Origin of the sequence: Adlercreutzia equolifaciens (assembly GCF_029076695.1) — a bacterium.
Taxonomy (GTDB): domain Bacteria; phylum Actinomycetota; class Coriobacteriia; order Coriobacteriales; family Eggerthellaceae; genus Adlercreutzia; species Adlercreutzia equolifaciens_A.
In genome coordinates this window covers 1113310-1132897 of record NZ_JARFIK010000001.1, presented here as the reverse complement: position 1 = coordinate 1132897, position 19588 = coordinate 1113310, and the positions used below count along the sequence as shown (strand labels likewise).

Below are 19588 nucleotides of genomic sequence, written 5' to 3'. Positions count from 1 at the left end.
CGACGCTTCGTCAACAACCTTCGCCCCCTCATCCCGTTGCGGGGTTGTTGCCCAGCGGTTGACGTCGCTATAATGGCTCTTCGTGAATACCTCCCGAAACATACCCGGCTTCGTCTACAAGCTCATGCTGCTGGCTGCCACCATTATTTGGGGCATTGCCTTCGTGGTCATGAAAGACGCCGTGGACGTACTGCCGCCCGCCCAGCTGATCGGCGTGCGCTTTTTGCTGACCGGGCTTCTTATGGCGGCGGTGTTCCATCGCTCGCTGCGCGGCACGCTCAACGGCCCCTGCCTTCGGGCGGGTCTGGTGCTGGCATTGGTCACCTTCCTGGCCTTCTGGGTGCAGACCATCGGCCTTGCCGACACCACGCCGGGCAAGAACGCCTTTCTGACAGCCACCTACTGCGTTATCGTGCCCTTCCTGCTGTGGATTGTGGCTCGCAAGCGGCCCACCTTGGCTAATGTGGGCGCGGCGGTGCTCTGCATTGCGGGTATTGGCCTGGTGTCGATGACGGCGGGCAGCTTCCGCTTGGAGTTCGGCGACCTCATGACGCTTCTGTGCGCTGTGTTCTTCGCCGCGCAGATCATCGCCATCTCCCATTACGCCCAGCAGTTCAATGTGCTGGCGCTCACGGTATACCAGTTTCTCTTCGGAGGGCTCATGGGCCTGGTGCTGGGCGGCTTGACCGAGCCGGCTCCCACCCTGGCCGTGCTCACCCCCGATTTCCTCTTCAACTTGTTCTATCTGGTGGTGTTCGCCTCGGGCCTGTGCTACCTGTTTCAGAACGTGGGCCTGGCCCATGTGGCTCCGGCCCAAGGATCGCTGCTGCTGTCCCTGGAATCTGTCTTCGGCGTTCTGGCCAGCGTTTTGTTGTACGGCGAAGTGGTCACCGGGCGCATGATGCTCGGCTTCGTCCTTATTTTCGCCGCCATCCTCATCAGCGAATTGGCCCCCACGCTGAAAGCCAAGCGCCTAGAGCAGAAGCGCCAGCCCGAGGCAGCCTACGACCCCGAAGAAGAGTGCGCCCCCATCGGCTAGGGTAAACCGGCGTTCCACCAGCTGCGTCGGCTGGGCTACGGCCCCGAAACAGCGCGCGTCCATGGCACCGGCCAGGCGATCGGCGCGACGAAACAATCCCACAAACACTGGCATCATCAACGCTGCAGCCGCGCGCAGACGTACGAGCGGACTGCCCGCCTCAAACGATGCTCCTCGCGACTGCTGTGCCGCCCGTACCAGCGCCAGCTCTTCGGTCATAAGGGGAATGAAGCGCAGAGCCAGGGAAAGGGCACTCGCAAAATCATGGGCGGGCAGACCGAGCCGTCCCAAAGGGGCCAGCAGCTGTCGCAAGGCCATCGTTAACTCAACGGAAGAAGTGGTCCTCATAAGAAGGATGCTGGCGAAGGCGAGCAGGATAATGCGGGCCGTCACGAGCCCAGCACTCCCCCACCCCTGAAAGGCGCCATTACAGCAAAAAATTACCAGGGCAAGAGGGTACGCAAAGGCGGCATCGCGAGCAATGCGGACCACACTCACGCGCGCCCCCGCGACAGCGCTGGCAAGCAGCAGCGCCAAAGCACCCAGAGCCAAGGGGCTCTGGGCCACGAACAGCGCCAGAGAGTAGGCCAGCAGCCACCCCAGCTTCACCCGCGCGTCCCTTTTGTCTCCCCGGCATTTCATGGCGCCAGTATGGCAGAGCGCTCCTGCGATGGAGGCCGTCTTGCCGCACGCATCGGCCAGCTGCCATCCGAAACCCCATTTTTGCGCATGTGCACAAAGAGGAGCACCTTCCTTGGAAGGTGCTCCTCTTTCATGACAAGTAGCTATCCCGCGGGCCGAGTGTTAAGGAGGGGGCCCACGCTACTTGGATGCGAACACGCGCGACAAACGCACGGTTCGACGGGATGGTGGGTTTACAGAGCCTCGCCGATGCCAGCGGTGCCAGCCTGGGCAGCCTCGAACTCGAAGGCCGTCTCGGCGTCCTCGGCGGCGTCCTGCTCATTGCCCAGGGCGTCGTCGTACTCGGTGGACATGGTGGCCTCGGCCACTACTTCCTGCTCGATGCGCTCCAGATCGGCAATAGCGTCCTCAGTCTTCGCAGCCTCAGAATCGACGAACTCCTTCATCAGGGTATCCTTGTCAGCCATGATCCGGCTCCTTTCAATCTTTCGATGCTCGTGAACATACACTGCAGGAGCAAGATCGGTTGCCCTTGCAAGGAGTATTCTATGAGCCGAACGGAGCAAGAAAACCTGAGCGAACCGATAGTAATTGAGCAGTCAGGTACGCGTTGCTTTTCCGTCACTCGCGCTCAGAAGCGTGCCCGTCGCGAGGCGCCACACGAACCCGCTGCGGCACGAGTACCGACCCTTGGCTGCCTCGGAGATGCGAGCGAGAAAGAACGCAGATCCGCTCAAGAGGCCACCTAGGCGTGCGTGAGCTCGTCGTTATAGGGCGCCGGACCCTCCAGCGGATAATGACGATCCGCCTCGTCCTCGTCCGCCTCGGCAAGCGCCGGCTCAATGCCGTCACCATCCTTACCGGGCAGAATAATGTTGAGAACAATGCCCGCCAGGGAACCCACCGCCAAGCCTGACAGCGAAATGGTCACGCCCGCCACTTCCAGCACAATGGCTCCCGCGGCCGAATAGGCAATGCCAATGGACAACACCAGAATGAGCGCGGTGATAAGAATGTTGCGACTCTTCATGAAGTCGACGTGGTTCTCCACCAAGTTGCGAATACCCACCGAGGAGATCATGCCATACAGCACCAGCGAAACTCCACCGATAACGCACGCCGGCATGACAGCAATGACCGCCGCGAACTTGGGGCAGAACGAGAACAGGATGGCGAAGCACGCAGCCAGGCGAACCACGCGCGGGTCAAACACGCGCGTCAAAGCCAGCACGCCCGTGTTCTCGCCATAGGTGGTATTGGCCGGCGCACCGAACAGAGAGGCCAAAATAGTAGCCACGCCGTCACCGAGCAGCGTGCGGTGCAAGCCCGGATTCACAATGTAGTTGCGGTTGCAGGTAAAGCTGATGGCCGACATGTCGCCGATGTGCTCGATCATAGTGGCCAGGGCAATGGGCATGATAGTGATGATGGCGGTAATGGCCAGACCCGAGTCGAACTGCGGCCCCACCAAGGAGAACACCGTGTTGTCCCACAGCACGGGCAGACCGATCCATGCCGCCTCGGCCACTTGTGTGAAATCGCATTCGCCCAGCGCTGCCGCGGTCACATAGGACACCACCACGCCCAGCAAAATGGGGATGATGCGCACCATACCGCGGCCCCAGATGTTGCAGATCACAATGGTGGCGATGGCCACTAGAGCCACAATCCAATTCGTCTCGCAGTTGGCAATGGCCGAGCTGGCCAGAATGAGCCCGATAGAAATGACGATAGGACCAGTCACGACCGGCGGGAAGAAGCGCATGACCCGCGTAGGCCCGAAAATACGGAAGAGCGCCGACAGGATGAAGTACAAAAGTCCCGAGCACGCCACGCCCAGGCAGGCGTAGGGCAGCAGATCAGCCTCGCCCGCAGGGGCAATGGCCGCATAGCCGGCAATAAAGGCGAAGGACGACCCCAGAAACGCCGGCACCTTCCCCTTCGCCAGCACATGGAACAGCAGGGTGCCCAAACCAGCGAACAGCAACGTGGCCGATACCGAAAGCCCCGTCAGCGCCGGCACCAAAATGGTGGCACCAAACATGGCGAACATATGCTGGAAACCGAAGAGCACCATCTTCGGCGCGCCCAGCTTCCGCGCATCGTAAATAGCATCGGGAGCGTCCTGGGCTCCCATGGTGGGGATATCAGTGGCTGCCATAGGGTCTCGCACCTTTCACTCTCGCGATTCGCTGGTGCGATTCTAATACGAAGACCGCGCGACCCTGGCCACGAAGCGGCCGACGTGCTGAACCTCTCCGTGCACGCCCACGACACGCACCGAGCCCCTCTCGCACGCTACAGCCATCTCGCGCCGCTCAGCACCCTCCTGCTCACCCCCACTGCCGATAAGTCCGCTGACGCATCTTGCCCCCCAATGCAAAGCGACCACCCGAAGGTGGTCGCTTTGGTATAGAACGATGGAGCGGAGCCGACTCATGCGGCTGGTCGGCCTCCGCCGCATCCGAAGTTCAAAGAGAGGTTATTTGGCCTCGTCCTTGACGTCGGCCTTCTCCTCCTCAGCCTTCTCGGCATCGGTGGTCTCGGCCTCCTTGGCAGCCTTGGCCTCGGCCTTCTCGGCCTCTTCCTTGGCGGCCTCGGCGGGATCGCCCGCCGTCTCCTCGGTGGCGCGGAACGCCTCGGCCTCTTCAGCCTTCTTCTCCTCGACGGCCTCGACCTTTTCGGCCTCGGTCACCTCGGCGCCGTTCTCCTGCACCTCGGCAGCGGCGTCTACGGCCTCGAGCTGCTCCTTGGTACCGTCGGCCTCAAAACCCAGATCCTCGGCGAGCTCCTCGGACTTGTCAGCCTTCTTGGCCACCTTCTTCGGGGCAGCCTTCTTCGGCGTGGCCTTCTTGGCAGCAGCAGCCTGACGCTCGGCCTTGGGCACGCAGGGCTCGGTAACGAGCTCCATGATGACCATGGGGGCGTTGTCGCCCTTGCGGGGGCCCAGCTTCATGATGCGGGTGTAGCCGCCGGGACGATCCTGCCACATGCCCTGCTGAACCTTCTCAAAGATCTCGCGCACGAGCTCCTTGTCGTTCAGGTAGGCGATGGCCAGACGGCGAGAGTGCAGGTCGCCGCGCTTGGCCCAGGTGATGATCTTGTCAACCTGCGGACGGATCTCCTTCGCGCGGGCCTCGACCGTCTTGATGCGGTCGTTCAGGAACAGGGCGGTAACCAGGCTGCGCTTCATCGCCTTAGTGTGGCTCCAGTCGGTGCCGAGCTTGCGCCCCTTCTTGTTGTGTCTCATAGTGTCGTGTCTCCTAAAGCTTCAAATTGAGGTCCATGGAAATGAGCTTGTCCTTCACTTCCTCGATGGACTTCGCACCAAAGTTTCTGATGTTCAGCAGGTCGTTCTCGGAGAACTCAACGAGCTGACGCACGGAGTGAATACCCGCACGCTTCAAGCAGTTGTAGGAACGGACGGAAAGATCCAGATCCTCGATCTGCTTGTCAAGCTCGGCGTTGGACTCCTGGCCCTCGGGAGCGAAGATGGACGGAGCCTCGCCCTCTTCCTCCTCGCCCGTGTCGGACAGGCTCAGGAACGCGCCCATGTACTGGTTGATGATGTTGGCCGCACGGCACACCGCCTCAGTCGGGGCGACGGAACCGTCGGTTTCCACCTCGAGCACCAGCTTGTCGTAGTCGGTGCGCTGACCCACGCGCGTGTCGGTCACATTCATGGTGCAGCGACGAACCGGCGAGAAGATGGAATCGACATGGATGATGCCGATGGGATCCTCCGTGCGCTTGTTGCGCTCAGCCGAAACGTAACCGCGACCCACGCCGATGCGAATGGTCATGTCCAGCTGGCCGCCGTCGGCAACCGTGGCAATGACATGCTCGGGGTTCACCAGCGTGAACTGGCCGGGCACCTCGAGGTCGGCACCGGTGACGGTGCAGGGACCCTCGGCAAACACATGGGCAGTAGCTTCCTCGACGTCGTCGAGGAGAGCGGAAAACACCAGACCCTTCACGTTCAGCACGATGTCGGTGATGTCCTCGATAACACCCTCGGCCGTGGTGAACTCATGCTGCACGCCCTCGATCTGGATAGCGGTGGCTTTCGCACCGTCCAGCGAGGAGAGCAGCACGCGACGCATGGAGTTGCCCAGCGTATTACCGTAACCGCGCTCAAGCGGCTCGACAATGTAACGGGCAACGGTGTCGTTGACTTCCTCCGTAGTTACTGTAGGCCTCATGAACTCTGTCATGTGTGAATAGCCTCCTTAAAAAGCCGCGATTATTTCGAGTACAGTTCGACGATGAGCTGCTCGTTGATGTCCAGATCGATCTGGTCACGCGTCGGGAGGGACAGCACACTGCCCTGCAGCTTCTCGATATCGATCTCGAGCCAAGCGGGGACCTGAACGCGCTCGTTGGACACGAGGGCGCTCTTCACAACCAGGAGTTCCTTAGCCTTGGGGGCCACGGAAACCAGCTCGCCGGGACGCACGCGGAAGGACGGGATGTCCACGCGGCGGCCGTTCACGCAGATGTGGCCATGGGTGACCATCTGACGAGCTTCCTTACGGGTGCGGGCGAAGCCCAGACGGAAGACCACGTTGTCGAGACGGGTCTCCAGGATGGTCATCAGGTTCTCACCGGTCTGACCCTGCATGGACTTGGCGCGCTTGAAGTAACCACGGAACTGCTTCTCGAGCACACCGTAGATGAACTTGGCCTTCTGCTTCTCGCGCAGCTGCATAGCGTACTCGCTCTCCTTGCGACGACGCTTGGGCTGGCGGATAGATTCCTTCTTGCTGGAGTAACCGAGCACCACAGGATCGATGCCCAGCTGACGGCAGCGCTTGAGAACCGGAGTTCTGTTGATTGCCATAATACGATCCTTTCAGTTACACGCGGCGACGCTTCTTGGGGCGGCAGCCGTTGTGCGGGATGGGAGTGCAGTCCTGGATGCTGGCCACTTCGAGGCCGGCAGCCTGAAGAGAACGGATAGCCGTCTCGCGACCAGAGCCGGGGCCCTTCACGTAGACAGCGACCTTCTTCAGACCGTGCTCCATAGCCGTCTTGGCAGCGGCCTCGGCGGCCATCTGCGCCGCGAACGGCGTGGACTTACGGGAGCCCTTGAAGCCCACGGTGCCCGCGGACTGCCAGGAGATCACGTTGCCCTGGGGATCGGTGATGGAAACGATGGTGTTGTTGAACGTAGACTTGATGTGAGCAGCACCCACCGCAATGTTCTTACGCTCGGAGCGCTTGATGCGCGTACGTACTTGTTTCTTAGCCACGGTTAGCTTACCTCACTACTTCTTCTTGCCGCCGATTTGCTTGCGCGGACCCTTGCGGGTACGAGCGTTCGTGTGCGTGCGCTGACCGCGAACGGGCAGGCCGCGACGATGACGCAGGCCGCGATAGCAACCGATCTCCATGAGGCGCTTCACGTTCTGCGAAACCTCGCGATGCAGGTCGCCTTCGACCTTGAGGTTCTGCTGGATGTAGTCGCGCAGCTTCGCGAGGTCTTCCTCAGAGAGGTCCTTCACGCGAATGTCGGGATCAACGCCAGTAGCGGCGATGATTTCTTTGGCAGTGGTGAGGCCAATGCCGTAAATGTAGGTCAAGGCGATCTCAATGCGCTTGTTGCGAGGAAGATCGACACCAACGAGACGTGCCATATTACTTACAGTTCCTTTCTTCCTAGCCCTGACGCTGCTTGTGGCGCGGATTCTCGCAGATAACGAGGATCTTGCCATGGCGTCGGATGATCTTGCACTTGTCGCACATCTTCTTGACCGAAGGACGTACCTTCATATCACTTTCCTTTCGGTATGCGGATCGTTCTATACGTACACGCCCAGCCGCTGGCGATTGTTTTCTCAGCTGAACCAACCGCGAAGGATCCGAGTCTTCACGGCGGCGCGGCTTCCTCAGAAGCAGGAGGCCTACTTGAAGCGGTAGGTGATGCGACCACGATTGAGGTCGTAGACGGAAAGCTCCACGGTGACGCGATCTCCGGGCAGGATTTTGATGTAGTGCATACGCATCTTGCCGGAAATGTGAGCGAGAATGGTGTGACCGTTCTCAAGTTCCACCTTGAACATCGCGTTGGGCAGCGCTTCGAGCACCGTACCCTCGAGTTCGATTACATCTTCTTTAGCCAAAAGTTGCTCCTCCAAGCGGACTGATAAAGCAGCAACGCAAAATAGTAGCAAAGATTCAAGATGTTTTGGGGAGAAATTTGCACAAGGGCGTAAAAAACCAAAAAGCGGATTTGGCTTTGAAATGACCTGCTTGTCAGGCCTGCGGTCGAGCCGCGCAGCTCTCGGTGATCATCCGGAGCCGCCAGGTATTATTCGCGCTGCCAAGAGCGCCGCCGCCTTGTCGGCAAGAAGGGATAATAGCACAGGGGGCGCAGGGGCGCAAGTTCCCTGATGGGAAGCAGGATGGGCCCTTCGCCGTTGCCGTCTCTGTCCCCATCCCCATCTTTGTCGCCGTCGCCGCCTCTGTCTCCCTCGCTGTCCCCGTTTCCGCCTCTCCCCCGCATCCGCATGCATGGGCGCCGGCATTCTGTCCCCCGTCCCGACCATGCCATCACTTCAAGCCTGGACCCAGTCTCCCCCTCCCCTCCCAGGCTGGTCGCAATTTGGGCGAAGTTGAAGGTTTTGCCCGAAACAGAGCTTTTAAGGTCGCATCTGGCTCGAGGCGGGGGTTTTGCCCCGACTTCGAGGCATTTCTGACCACCAGCGAACGCCGTGCAGGACGCGGCCGAGCAGCTTGCAAGCAAAACACCAGGTCACAGAGCTGTCGAACAAGCGCGTCTCTGCACCCCGAGCAAACGCCTCGGGCAAAAACCCCGCTTCGAGCGCTTTTCGACCTTAAAAGTTTCGTTTCGGGCAAAAGTCCCGCCTCGAGCAAAAAATTACCACGCTCGAGACCATCGAACGCAAAGCGAATAAGGAGCGCGAAGCGATCCATGAGGTGGAGCGCACTCGTGACGCGAAGCGATCCATGAGGTGAAGCGCGCTCGTGACGCGAAGCGGCCCGAGGAAGCGCGGCGGACTCTGGGTTCAAAGCGACATGGGAAACGTAGCAGGCTTGGAGGACAAAACGGACCTGGAAGCGGAAAGTAAAACGGTCGGGGGGGCGGAGCGGCCGAGTGCGAAGCGGGCCACGAGGCGCAGCGCGCTCGTAGCGCAAAGCAACCTGGGGCGAAGCGGTCGAAGAGGGTGAAACGAGCTTGCGGCGCAAGGCGGCCGCGAAGCGCGGTACAATGCGGGAAACTACAGGGAGGGACGCTATGAATGTGCAGGGCAAAGCTACGGTGCCGTTGAGGCAATTGGGCTGGGGCTTTCTTTTGGCGTGGGTGTTCTGCGTCTTCTACACAAATGCCGCGGGTGCTTTTGAGGGTATGCCGCGAACGACAACAGGAGCAAACCTGGCTCTTGAGCTGTTTTACACCCTGATGCCTCTCGGGTCCTCCGTGGTTGCCCTTGCCGTCATCCTGATAGCGGAGCCTCGGTTCGGTGCCCCCACTTCGCATCGCAGCCTGTTGGTAGCCGCTCCCCTTCTTACGGCGTTCAGCACTCCCTTCATGTTTCTGAGTCTGGCCGACCCTCTTTTAGAGGCAATAGCGTTTGCCGCGGGATCCGTGGCCACGGGCGTCGGCAGCGCTCTGCTTTGGGTCATGTGGGGTGAATACTACGCCGTGCTTCCGCGCGAAAGCGCCGAGGGCCTTGCACCGGTTTCGGCTGTATCTGCAGCTCTTATGGTTCTGCTGGTGTCAGCCACCGATGGCTGGGTAGCCGTAGCCCTAGCGAGCCTCTTCCCCCTGCTTTCGGGCTGGTGCTTTTACCTGGTGTGGACACCCGATGTCGCCCACGAAGAGCGCGCCCTGGCCCTTATAGCCACCACGCGCGCATCCGCTGCCCGCGAAAGCTGCGGAGCTCGCGCCGATCGCTACGCCGCCATGCAGGGAAACACTCGTACCACCAAACTTACTCGTACCGGATTTGGCATTCTGGGCGTTTTCTCGGTAGTAAGCATTGCGGGAATGCTCGATCAATCCGAGGTGCAAGGACTGCCTCTGCAAATCATTCTGCTGATCAGTGCTCTCATGATGGCCATTGTGGCCGTCTTTGCTCTGTCGGGTCCGCGCCGTATTTCCCTGGCGTTTCTCTACCGCTGGATGTGCCCCGTGCTGGTCATTGGCTTTGCCGCCATTATCCTTCTGGGCCCCGAAGGCGGCATTGTGACCTTTGCTGCCTCGCTGGCCGGCCGCTTCACCTTCTGCCTCATCGCGCAGATCTACTTCGCCAGCTATGCCGCCAGCGGGCTGGCTACCCCGACCCAGGCCACCAGCTGGGGCTGGCTGTTCGTGCACGCCGGCGACTTGGTGGGCTGCACCCTGTGGGTCTGCGTCGCTCCACTGGCAGTCGTCGCGCCCGACGGTACTCTATGGGCCGCTACTCTGTGCATTGTAGTACTGGTGGTAGTCACCATGCTCACACTGAACGACACCGCCGTCTTCCATCGTGTGGGCCTCGAGAAAGGATCGGAAGCGGGTGATGCAAACATTCCTCCCGCACCTCTTGCCGACCAAGCCAACGCCGCAGGCCCCGCCGCAGCAACAGCCAGCACGCCGACGGTGTCCTCCCCGCAACAGGCAGCCTCCTCGGCCGTTGCATTCGCGATGCTCACCCCGCAAAGTAAGACCCCCGCGGCGGCTGGTCCCGCGACGCTCACTCCGCAAAGCACGGCTACCGCGTCCGCCATGGCAGAGCCCGACACCGTAACGGCCCTGGCAGCCGCCCATCGCCTCACCCCGCGTGAAACCGAAGTCTTCACGCTCTTGGCCCAGGGACGCTCCATTCCCTACATTCGCGACGAGCTGATCATCAGCCGTGAAACCGCAGCCACCCACGCCAAGCACATCTATGCCAAGCTGGGCGTCCATTCGCGCCAGGAGCTCATCGACCTCGTGCAAAAGCGGGAAATGGAAAGCTAGGGGCACCCCCAACGCAAAGCCCCTCGCCGCGCGTGCGACGAGGGGCCGAAACGGTGCCTGCGGGGAGGGTAGCAGGCTCGGGAAAAGCTGAAGCCCTTACTCCACGCCCAGGGCGTGCTTGGCGGCAATGCGGGCGAAGGTGGCCACGCGACCGGCGTTGATGCCCGTGAAGTTGCTGGGGTAGTTGTGCGGGTAGAAGCCGCCCTGGTCGTTGCCGCACACGTACAGGTTCTCGATGGGCTTGCCGTCGGCGTTCAGCGGCTGGGAGTTCACATCGGTGATCACGCCGTGGATGGTCACCAGCAGCGCACCGGCAATGCGAGCCGCGTAGAACGGCGCCTTCTCCACATCGGACAGGCGGTAGGCCGGCTTGCCGAAGTCGGTGTCCTCGCCCTTGGCGGCCATCTCGTTGTAACGGGCCACCGTGGCCAGGAAGGTGGCCTTCTGGTCGGCGTCGAACTCCATCATATCGGCCAGCTCCTCCAGGGTGTCGGCCTTCTTGAGCGAGCCGTTCTCCAGGCGCGGATTCAGCCAAAACTCGTCCAGATGCTCCTTGGTCAGCGCCTCGCAGTCGTACACGTCGGCGTTGAAGGCGGTGCCGGAGGGCGCGGGGTACAGGCGCGAGCAGCCGCAGGTGTCGAACTGAGCGATGTCCTCCCAGTAGTTGCCGTCCCACACGATCCAGGAGAAGTGACGCGGCTGCTGGGCACCCTGAGCGTAGCTCATGGGATAGCACTGGTCCTCGTTCATGAAGCGCTCGCCGTTCACGTTCACGTGCAGGAAGGGCTGGCTGCCGGGCAGGAAGATGTCGCCCCCGGAGCGGTCATCGGAGAACTCGAAGCCGTCAGGCAAGATGGCGCGGTTCCACACCATGGCACCGCCACCGGGCTCCAGCTCGGCACCGGCCCACAGGGCCATGCGAATGCCGTCGCCCTCCTCGGTGGTGGCGCTCGTCAGGCCGCACCACTTCGTGGCCGTCTCGCACAGATCGTTCAGCATCTCGGTGTTGGCCCCGTAGCCGCCGGTGCAGATGATGACGCCCTTGGCGGCGTTCACCTGGATGAAGCCCTTGTCGGCGCTTTCGGCAATGACGCCCGTCACCTTGCCGCTCTCGTCCTGGACGAGCATCTTCGCCGGGGTGTTGAACAGGATCTCGCCGCCCAGCTCCTGGGTGAACACATCGGCCAGCACGGCCACGTGAGCGTAGGAGTTGTAGTTCGGACCGTCGGGGTTGTACTCGCCGATGCAGGGGTTATAGCACATGGCCGGGTAGTAGGCGTGCGGATCGTCGGGAGAGTGCCACTCGAAGGGGAACAGCATGCCCTTGGGCTCCAGCGTCTCCTTGTACCATTCGATCATCTCGCCGGATTTCTCAGCCCAGGTCTTGTACAGCAGCATGTTGGCGTCGCCGGACTGGGTTTGGGCGGCATAGTTCAGCAGCTCGGGCACGTCCACGGGATGGTCGGGCTCCAGCTTCGAATTGATGGCGCCTATGGCCTCGCGGGCGGCCATCACTTCGCCGGCCTTCTCAAGCACGATGACCTTCGCGCCGTTCTGGGCGGCCGTGGCGGCGGCCACCACGCCGCCGTTGCCCGCGCCCACTACAACGATGTCGGCCTCCAGCGTTTCTGCGATGTCGGTGGGCATCTCGGGCTTGTCGCGCCACGAAGAAGCGGCACCGGTATCAGCGATCTTGGTGCCCTCGGCGGCCTGCTGCGGGGCGCAGCCGGCCAAGCCCATGGCGGCCAGGGCGCCAGCGGCTGCAGCACCCGTCAGAAATCCACGGCGAGAAAGATTGGTTTCCATGTGAGTCCTCCTTGTAAACGGTTCGCCTCGGCACCCGCAGCACGCACTTGAAAGCGGCACGCTGACGCCTCGACGTCTTTCGTCCGTCCCTCCCTTAAGGGCGAACAAGGGGAAGACTACCGAGCAAAAATCGTTTCGCACACCCCCACATTCGGGTATTTACCCTGGCTTCACCTGGGAAAACACGCAATATACCCGAGAATGGGTGAGATGGTTTCCGCTACTAAAAAGGGGCGACTCCGCCAGGAATCGCCCCTTGATTGGACCCCGTGCTGTCTGTTTACGCAGGCGTTGCGCAGGGTGCGTGCTCTGCAACCACGCCAGCAGAACGCTCAGCACAGGTTGATCGTTCTGCCCCCTACTTCAGCAGCAACATGCCCTTGCCTACTTCGGCGGCCACGGCGTCGCCCATGAGCGCGTTCAGAATGGCAATGCCGAACACCAGCGCCACCGCCGGACCCGTAGCGGTAATGAGGTTGCCATCAACGGCGATATCGCTGGCCGCCTGATACACGCCCTCGGGGAAGTTCGTCTGGCAGCCGGGGTAGCACACCGCCTCGCGGCCCTCCAGCAAGCCGAGATCGGCCAAGATGGTGGGGCCGGCGCAAATGGATGCCACGGGACGATCGTCGGCCATGCGCTTGCGCAGGTCCTCGGCCAGGGCCTGGCACTTGGCCAAGTTCTCCACGCCCACCGAGCCGCCGGGAACGATTACCACGTCGTAGGTGGCCAGATCGACATCTTCCACCAGCTTGTCAGCCTCGACCGTCACGTCTTGCGCCGCCGTCACCGTAGTGCGACCCATAACGGACACCATATCCACGGTCACGCCGCCGCGACGCAGCACGTCAACAGGACCGATAACTTCAACGGGCTCGAACCCGTCACCCAACATAATGGCAGCTGTTTTCTTCATAATGCACGTTCCTTTCCACGTACCAATGTACCCCTCCACGGTATCAGACGCAGCGCGACGCCCCTCCGGCCAAAACCGCATCGGTGGGAGAAATGACACCATATCCGCGCAGACAACGCACGTACGGCGGCAACGGAGCACAGCGGGAATACCTGCGGCGGGCGCAACCGCGAAGCACCTTTTGCCAGAAAGCCGACGGAGCCTTCCGATAAGCAGCGTCCACAACCGCACCTGACACGAGAGACGCGGGCCACCCTCTGGCACACGAGCCTACTTACGCCCCTACCACTGCTCCGTATCCAACCACAGGGTGAACGGCCCATGGTTGACCAGGGATACGTCCATCATGGCGCCGAAACGACCCGTAGCTACGGGGAAGCCATCCTGACGGGCCAGCTCGGCGAAGTACTCGTAGAGTCGCTCGGCCACCGCTGGATCGCCGGCCTCGGTAAAGGAGGGGCGGTTGCCCTTGCGGCAGTTGGCGTACAGCGTGAACTGGCTCACCACCAGCACTTCCCCGCCCACATCGGCCAAACTCAAGTTGGTCTTGCCGTCGGCGTCGTCGAACACGCGCAGTTTGGAGATCTTTCGCCACAGGCGCTCGGCCTCAGCTTCGGTGTCGCCATGGCCCACGCCTAACAGGATCACGAAGCCCTTGCCGATAGAGCCCACCACCTGCTCATCCACCGTCACCGACGCTTGGCTGACACATTGCACCACTGCTCTCATAGTCCGTCCTTTCCCTTTGCTGCGCCTATTGTAGCGAAATGAGCGCCGCCTCTGAGCGGGCGCCCCGAAGACTGAGACGCTTCCAGAGAAGGAGCAAACACGCCAGGGCAACACCGCCAGAAAAAGGGAACCCCGCATCCCAAAGGGTAAGGATGCGGGGCCAACAGGGGAAGAAAAGGGATTGGTATGAGAAACGCTCCAGCCTACAGGCGACCGAGCACGTCGAGCGCGGTGTCGGCGTCCATGACGATGCCCACATCGCACTGCTTCATGAGCGGCGCGTTCTTGTCCTTGTTGATGGAAACCACAAAGGCGGACTCGTTCATGCCGACGGTGTGCTGCACCTGGCCCGACACGCCGATGCCAATGTAGACCTGCGGCTTCACCGTGGCACCAGACACGCCCAGGTAGCGGCTGCGGGCCAGCCAGCCCTCGCCCTCGGCGATGGGTCGCGTGCAGGCCACTTCGCCGCCCAGCTTGTGGGCAATCTCCAGAGCGCGATCCACGTTCTCCTGAGAGCCGATACCGCGACCCACGCAGATGACGCACTTGGCCGCGTTCAGGTCGACGGTCTCTTCCTGCTTCTCCTCGGTGCCGGTCAGCTTCACGGGACCGGCCTCGACGGTTTCGGGCTGCTCCACGATGTCGCCTACGGCCGTCACCTCATCGGGCGGGAAGGTGCCGGCAGCCAGCAGCACAATGGCGCCAGCGCCCACGCGCTCGGTGCGCACAGCGGCACCGCCATAGACCATGTGCTGCACCTCGGCACCGCCGTCGGTCAAGGCAACCGCGGACACGTCGTTCACGGCCGGCACGCCCAGGCGCACAGCCAAGCGGCCAGCCACCAGGGCATCGCGCTTGCCGGCACGGGAAAGCACCAGCACCGGATTCTCGCGCTTGATGGCAGCCTCGTAGCAGGGAACGACGTCCTCGGCCATGGCGCCGGCCGGAATCTCGCCGAAGTAGAGCACCTTCGCACCGAAGCCGGTGATCTGCTCGGCACCCTCGCGGGGGCCGGCGTACAGCGCCACGGGCTCGCCGCCCAGGGCACGGGCCGCATAGGCGAGCTCCTCATAGGCGGACGGGGTGTCCGCGAACATCAAAATGTTTGCCATGATCATCTCATCCTTTCCTAGAGCTGCTCGCGAATGGCGCCGAGGAACTTCTCGATGGCCTCGTCGTCGGCCGTCTCGTAGACCGTGCAAGCACGGTCCTTCTGCTCGGGAGCCAGCGTGCTGACCACCTCGACGGTAGCCGGAGCGGCCTCCACGGCCACCTCGTCCAGGGCTACCACCTTCGAGGGCTTCTTGCCAGCGCCCAGGATGTCCTTCATGGAGGGAATGCGGGGATCGTTCATGTCGGCCACAACGCAGAGCACCGCTGGCAGCGGCACGTCGAGCGACTCCACCACGTCTTCCAGCGAACGCTGCACATGGGCCACGTCGCCGTCCAGCTGAATGGCGCTGACGGCGTTCACCACGGGCCAGCCCAGACGCTCGCCCAACTGGATGCCCACCTGCTGGGAATAGAGGTCGGCCGAGCCCTCGCCCGTCAGCACGAGCGATACGTCATCGAGGCTCTTCACCGCACCGGCCAGCACCGCGGAGGTGGTAGCGGAATCGGCCGCCGGGAGGCTCACGTCCTTCACGGCCACGTTCTCTTGGGGACCGCGGGCCAGAATGGCCTTCTTGAGCTTCGAGTCCTCGACGGCGTCGCCGCCAGCGGTCAGGCAGGTGACCGTCGCGCCCGTCTCGGCGGCCAGGGTCACGCCAGCCTCGACGGCATTCAGATCGTAGTCGCCGATCTTGAGGGCAGCGCGCTCGAAAGACAGCGTGCGGTCGCCCTGAATCTGAGCGTCCTGCTCGTCAGGAACGATCTTGTAGCACACAACGATGTTCATGAATCACTCCTTAGGTCATCGGTTTTGCGGCTTCGATGACCTAAGGAGCAAATAGCGTGCCAAAGTTGAAAGCGTCGCTTTACCAGCGCACGAAATTGCTGATGTCGTCTTCGTCATCAAGGACGACACGCGCTTTGAGGCCCAAAGTCTGCATGCGTTCCTGCAGCTTCTCCTCAGAGATTCCCAGCTGACGGGCCGTCTGAGCCAGCTGCCCGCCGGTGGCGGAGAAAGCCTCTTTGATGCGCTGCCGCTCGTCCGACGCAGAGACGGCGGGCGCTTCCATTAACCCCCGCGGATCGTTCGCCCACTGCAGCGACATCAAAGGACCCACGTTCGCCGATGAGGCGGCATTCTCAATATAGAAGGGCAGCGACGAAACGCCGATCTTGGCTCCCTCGCCCTCCATGATAAGGCAGCGCTCGACCACGTTGCGCAGTTCGCGCACGTTGCCGGGCCAGCTATAGGAGCGCAGCGCGTTTACGGTTTCCTCGGGAACGGGCGTGAGCGGCACGTTCAGCTGCGCCGACAACTGCTCGTTGAAGTAGGCCACCAGCAGAGGAATGTCATCACGGCGCTTGCGCAGCTCCGGCAGGCGCATTTCCACCATGGATAGACGATAGTACAGATCGCTGCGGAACTGCTTCTCGGCAATGAGCCGCTGGATGTTCTGATTGGTGGCGGCCACGACTCGCAGATCGAGAGTTTTAGCGGTGTTGGATCCCAGCTTGGTAACCGACGATTCCTGCAGCACGCGCAAAAGACTCACCTGCATGTCCACGGGCATCTCGCCGATCTCGTCGAGGAACAGCGTGCCTCCGTCGGCGAATTCGAACTTGCCCATGGCCCCGTCTTCGCGAGCACCCGTAAAAGCACCGCCCTCGTAGCCGAACAGCTCGGTAGCCAGAAGATCGCGGGGAAGCGCGCCGCAGTTCACCGCCACAAACGGGCCCTTGCGCCCGCTGTTGCGATGCAAGGCGCGGGCCACCACTTCCTTGCCCGTGCCCGTCTCGCCCAAAAGCAAGACGTTGGTGCGAATAGGCGCCACCTTGCGCACCATCTTGTCGATGGCCTTCCACTCATCGGTCTCCCCGATGTAGTCCACCGTCTCGCCCGAAGGCATGACCGTAACATCGCGGCGGGTTTTCTGTCGCTTGCCTGCGGCGCGATCGACTGTTTCCGCCGCCCGCTTTTCCGACTCGAACACCAGCAAATAGAAGGGCTCGACGGCCTCGATTTCCACCAAGCGGCACCGCACGAGGGGAAGCTCCACGACACTGCGCGACCGTCCCTTGCGGAAGGGCACCGGCACCGGTTCGTCGGAGTGCTCGCCCAGGCGCACGACATCTTTGAACGTCATGGATTTGCCCAGATAGGCCTCAATGGACTGCGAACCGTAAGAGAAATCCTCCCAATCGGGGCAATAGGCGCGCATGGGCGCGTTGGCATTGAGCACGTGGCCCTCGACATCGACGATCATCACCGGATCGCGGTACAAATTCAGCAGGGGCTTGAAGAACTCGGTGGTCGAGAGCAACACCGGGGCACGGCGCGCCGCCTGGAACAGCACCTGGGTCAGCTCGACGCCGCGCACGCACAGGTCCAATGCCTCGGGAGGCAGGTTGCGAAAGGGACTGTTGATGTTCATGGCGCCGAAGTAGCGCCCCTCGTTGTCCAAATAAGGGGCAGCCACGCCAGAATAGCTTTGCGCGATGGCCCGGTAATGCTCGAAGCCGTCGATGCGCACAGGGCGGCGCTCGGTGGCCACCAGCGTGGCATTGCCCGTGCCGACATCCTTCTCGCGCATGTACGTTCCATAGGTGCGCGAATACAGCGACATGGGCGACATGAGTTCGAAAACGAAATTCTCGCCGTCCATAAGCGACACGTTCGAGCCAAGCAGCGCCGTGAGGAACTTCATAACCGGCGTCGTGGCCCGCAAAGATGCCTGAAACCGCTGGCGCTTCTCGCGCAGCAGCGTGGTGTTCTCTTTCTCGAAACCGCTGGACCAAGGATCGAGCCCCATGGATTTGCAGCGCTTCCACGAAGCCGCCACCTCGGGGCGCACCTTCTCTTCCAAGATAATGCCCGTGCCCATGAAGGTCTTCCACGCCTCAAGGGCGTGCTCGTCTGAATAGTTCATGCTTCCCCTTGCTCTCTAGCGGCGGCGTTGCGATTGACGCGGAATGCCCAGCGCCTCGCGATACTTGGCTACGGTGCGACGCTTAATATCGATGCCCTCGGCGTTCAGTATATCGGTCAAAGCCGCATCACTGTAAGGGGTTCGAGCGTTTTCCTTGGCAATGAGCTCCTTGATGCGCTCTTTAATGGCCCGCGACGACAGCGCCGTGTCGCTCAGGCCGCGCGAGCAGGAAAGCGCCGTGTCGAAGAAGAACTTGAGCGGGTAGGTGCCCCAGGGCGTGAGGATGTGCTTGTCCTGCACGATGCGACTGACCGTGGACACGTGAATGCCCAGGCTGTCGGCCACCTGCTGCATAGTAAGGGGACGCAGAGCCGCCTCGCCGCGACAGAAGAAGTCGTACTGGGCCTCCAGCAAAAACGAGCCGAAACGGAACAGGGTGCGCTTTCGCTGGCTGACATTGGCCACGGCCAGATTGGCCTCGGCGCGCTTGCTGTCAAGCCAGCGCATGGCCTCGGCGTCACCGCTATTGGCCACCAGCTGCTCGTATTCATCGTGCTGGATCAAACGCTCGGACAACTCGCCCACCACACGCACGCCAAAACCCTGCTCGCGGCGCTCCACCACTAAATCGGGGATGACGTACACCGTGGTTTTGCGCTGGGAGAACGATGCCCCAGGTCGCGGGTTCAGCGCGGCAATGGCCTCGCGCACCGCTGTCAGATCGTCCAGGGTAAGGTGATAGGCGCGCGTCAGCTTAGTGGTGCGGTTCTGGGCCAGATCGTCCAGCCCCTCCTGAATGAGCGCGCGCATGACATCGGCATAGGGGTGGCTGTCGTCGATTTGCAAGAGGAGGCACTCGCGCAGGTTGCGCGCCCCCACTCCGCGCGGCTGCAAGGTTTGGATGAAAGCCAGAGCCGCCTCCCCCTCTTCCAGCAGGTAGTCGGCCTCGGCGCACACCACGGGCAAGCTTCCGTCGAAGTAACCGTTGTCATCGATACAATCGATGAGCGCCTCCAAGAGCGGCTGGGGAACCTGGGTGCGTCCAGCGCCCTCAAGCTGCATGCGCAGATGGCTGTGCAGCCCCTCGGTTACGGAGCAATCGTCGCGCAGCCGCCCTACATCTATAGGAGTTGTTTCGACCCCGATGCGGCGGGCGCGGCCATCGGAGGCCCCCTCCCACCATTCGCGGCCCTCGTCAACGGGGGCGTCTTCGACCAGCAGCTCGTCGAGCGCAACCGAGAATTCGTCGCCCTCGACATCGAGCAACGGGTTGCGTTCGACGAGCTGCTGAACATAGGCGTTCAACTCAGTAATGGGCAGAGCAAGCACTTCAAGACCTTGAATGGCCCCGGGCGCCAAATGAGGCCGTGCGCGCACTCCGGCTCGCGGCTGAACCTCGACCCGTGCGGATGCCGATGAGCTCATGGCTTCCCCTTTCGTTAACGACTCTC

At 62.0% G+C, this 19588-nt stretch carries 19 protein-coding genes; 2 read left to right on the top strand and 17 right to left on the bottom strand.

The features are described 5' to 3' along the window. Nucleotides 1-82: 82 nt before the first annotated feature. Nucleotides 83-1039 carry a DMT family transporter gene (locus PZH32_RS04490; protein WP_275206469.1) on the top strand — a complete coding sequence of 319 codons (957 nt, stop codon included), beginning with the start codon at nt 83-85 and terminating at the stop codon, nt 1037-1039. On the opposite strand, the gene PZH32_RS04485 is transcribed toward PZH32_RS04490, so the two are convergent. The 10 genes from PZH32_RS04485 to infA form a co-directional block, all read right to left on the bottom strand. Beyond that, nucleotides 974-1648, bottom strand: coding sequence for an energy-coupling factor transporter transmembrane component T family protein (locus PZH32_RS04485; protein ID WP_275206468.1), 675 nt, complete (start codon nt 1646-1648; stop codon nt 974-976). The two genes, PZH32_RS04490 and PZH32_RS04485, sit on opposite strands and share 66 nt — an antisense overlap. A 266-nt stretch (nt 1649-1914) precedes the next feature. Beyond that, the gene (locus PZH32_RS04480) at nt 1915-2148 is read right to left on the bottom strand and encodes a hypothetical protein (RefSeq protein ID WP_275206467.1); all 234 of its coding nucleotides are present in this window, start codon (nt 2146-2148) and stop codon (nt 1915-1917) included. A 278-nt stretch (nt 2149-2426) separates the two neighbouring features. Then, the gene (locus tag PZH32_RS04475; protein ID WP_275206466.1) at nt 2427-3842 is read right to left on the bottom strand and encodes a uracil-xanthine permease family protein; all 1416 of its coding nucleotides are present in this window, start codon (nt 3840-3842) and stop codon (nt 2427-2429) included. A gap of 321 nt (nt 3843-4163) precedes the next feature. Further along, nucleotides 4164-4931, bottom strand: coding sequence for a 50S ribosomal protein L17 (gene rplQ, locus PZH32_RS14130; RefSeq protein WP_343074490.1), 768 nt, complete (start codon nt 4929-4931; stop codon nt 4164-4166). Between the two features lie 13 nt (nt 4932-4944). After that, on the bottom strand, nt 4945-5895 hold the full coding sequence (locus PZH32_RS04465) for a DNA-directed RNA polymerase subunit alpha (RefSeq protein WP_275206465.1): 951 nt from the start codon (nt 5893-5895) through the stop codon (nt 4945-4947). A gap of 29 nt (nt 5896-5924) precedes the next feature. After that, nucleotides 5925-6521 (bottom strand): 30S ribosomal protein S4, encoded by a 597-nt coding sequence (gene rpsD, locus PZH32_RS04460; RefSeq protein ID WP_275206463.1) that lies wholly within the window; start codon nt 6519-6521, stop codon nt 5925-5927. A gap of 16 nt (nt 6522-6537) precedes the next feature. Next, complete coding sequence (rpsK, locus tag PZH32_RS04455; protein ID WP_016309303.1) at nt 6538-6933, bottom strand: 30S ribosomal protein S11; 396 nt, start codon at nt 6931-6933, stop codon at nt 6538-6540. A gap of 15 nt (nt 6934-6948) precedes the next feature. Then, nucleotides 6949-7317 (bottom strand): 30S ribosomal protein S13, encoded by a 369-nt coding sequence (rpsM, locus tag PZH32_RS04450; RefSeq protein ID WP_022740416.1) that lies wholly within the window; start codon nt 7315-7317, stop codon nt 6949-6951. Nucleotides 7318-7339: 22 nt separating this feature from the next. After that, nucleotides 7340-7453, bottom strand: a complete 114-nt coding sequence (gene rpmJ, locus PZH32_RS04445; protein WP_016309305.1) for a 50S ribosomal protein L36 — start codon at nt 7451-7453, stop codon at nt 7340-7342. A gap of 131 nt (nt 7454-7584) precedes the next feature. Continuing rightward, nucleotides 7585-7803: a translation initiation factor IF-1 gene (infA, locus tag PZH32_RS04440; RefSeq protein ID WP_016309306.1), complete on the bottom strand. Its 219-nt coding sequence runs from the start codon at nt 7801-7803 to the stop codon at nt 7585-7587. A 1136-nt stretch (nt 7804-8939) separates the two neighbouring features. Between infA and PZH32_RS04435 the strand changes: the two genes are divergently transcribed. Continuing rightward, entirely contained in the window at nt 8940-10646 is a 1707-nt protein-coding gene (locus tag PZH32_RS04435) for a response regulator transcription factor (protein WP_275206460.1), read from the top strand. A gap of 96 nt (nt 10647-10742) precedes the next feature. Here the strand turns inward: PZH32_RS04435 and PZH32_RS04430 are convergent, their stop codons facing one another. The 7 genes from PZH32_RS04430 to rpoN form a co-directional block, all read right to left on the bottom strand. Continuing rightward, nucleotides 10743-12452, bottom strand: coding sequence for an FAD-dependent oxidoreductase (locus PZH32_RS04430; protein ID WP_275206458.1), 1710 nt, complete (start codon nt 12450-12452; stop codon nt 10743-10745). 358 nt (nt 12453-12810) lie between these two features. After that, entirely contained in the window at nt 12811-13368 is a 558-nt protein-coding gene (locus tag PZH32_RS04425) for a DJ-1 family glyoxalase III (protein ID WP_275206457.1), read from the bottom strand. A 282-nt stretch (nt 13369-13650) separates the two neighbouring features. After that, nucleotides 13651-14097, bottom strand: coding sequence for a D-aminoacyl-tRNA deacylase (dtd, locus tag PZH32_RS04420; RefSeq protein WP_275206455.1), 447 nt, complete (start codon nt 14095-14097; stop codon nt 13651-13653). A gap of 203 nt (nt 14098-14300) precedes the next feature. Then, entirely contained in the window at nt 14301-15212 is a 912-nt protein-coding gene (locus PZH32_RS04415; protein ID WP_275206452.1) for an electron transfer flavoprotein subunit alpha/FixB family protein, read from the bottom strand. Between the two features lie 17 nt (nt 15213-15229). Further along, entirely contained in the window at nt 15230-15997 is a 768-nt protein-coding gene (gene fixA, locus PZH32_RS04410; protein WP_275206450.1) for a putative electron transfer flavoprotein FixA, read from the bottom strand. A gap of 79 nt (nt 15998-16076) precedes the next feature. After that, nucleotides 16077-18137: a sigma-54 interaction domain-containing protein gene (locus PZH32_RS04405; RefSeq protein WP_275206448.1), complete on the bottom strand. Its 2061-nt coding sequence runs from the start codon at nt 18135-18137 to the stop codon at nt 16077-16079. Nucleotides 18138-18152: 15 nt separating this feature from the next. After that, nucleotides 18153-19562 (bottom strand): RNA polymerase factor sigma-54, encoded by a 1410-nt coding sequence (gene rpoN, locus PZH32_RS04400; protein ID WP_275206447.1) that lies wholly within the window; start codon nt 19560-19562, stop codon nt 18153-18155. Nucleotides 19563-19588 lie beyond the last annotated feature (26 nt).

Bases quoted from the DNA above. Each gene is read 5' to 3' on its own strand.
- PZH32_RS04480 (WP_275206467.1), bottom strand. From the start codon at position 2,148: ATGGCTGACAAGGATACCCTGATGAAGGAGTTCGTCGATTCTGAGGCT.
- PZH32_RS04475 (WP_275206466.1), bottom strand. From the start codon at position 3,842: ATGGCAGCCACTGATATCCCCACCATGGGAGCCCAGGACGCTCCCGAT.
- rplQ (WP_343074490.1), bottom strand. From the start codon at position 4,931: ATGAGACACAACAAGAAGGGGCGCAAGCTCGGCACCGACTGGAGCCAC.
- PZH32_RS04465 (WP_275206465.1), bottom strand. From the start codon at position 5,895: ATGACAGAGTTCATGAGGCCTACAGTAACTACGGAGGAAGTCAACGAC.
- rpsD (WP_275206463.1), bottom strand. From the start codon at position 6,521: ATGGCAATCAACAGAACTCCGGTTCTCAAGCGCTGCCGTCAGCTGGGC.
- rpsM (WP_022740416.1), bottom strand. From the start codon at position 7,317: ATGGCACGTCTCGTTGGTGTCGATCTTCCTCGCAACAAGCGCATTGAG.
- rpmJ (WP_016309305.1), bottom strand. From the start codon at position 7,453: ATGAAGGTACGTCCTTCGGTCAAGAAGATGTGCGACAAGTGCAAGATC.
- PZH32_RS04435 (WP_275206460.1), top strand. From the start codon at position 8,940: ATGAATGTGCAGGGCAAAGCTACGGTGCCGTTGAGGCAATTGGGCTGG.
- PZH32_RS04430 (WP_275206458.1), bottom strand. From the start codon at position 12,452: ATGGAAACCAATCTTTCTCGCCGTGGATTTCTGACGGGTGCTGCAGCC.
- PZH32_RS04425 (WP_275206457.1), bottom strand. From the start codon at position 13,368: ATGAAGAAAACAGCTGCCATTATGTTGGGTGACGGGTTCGAGCCCGTT.
- dtd (WP_275206455.1), bottom strand. From the start codon at position 14,097: ATGAGAGCAGTGGTGCAATGTGTCAGCCAAGCGTCGGTGACGGTGGAT.
- PZH32_RS04415 (WP_275206452.1), bottom strand. From the start codon at position 15,212: ATGGCAAACATTTTGATGTTCGCGGACACCCCGTCCGCCTATGAGGAG.
- fixA (WP_275206450.1), bottom strand. From the start codon at position 15,997: ATGAACATCGTTGTGTGCTACAAGATCGTTCCTGACGAGCAGGACGCT.
- PZH32_RS04405 (WP_275206448.1), bottom strand. From the start codon at position 18,137: ATGAACTATTCAGACGAGCACGCCCTTGAGGCGTGGAAGACCTTCATG.
- rpoN (WP_275206447.1), bottom strand. From the start codon at position 19,562: ATGAGCTCATCGGCATCCGCACGGGTCGAGGTTCAGCCGCGAGCCGGA.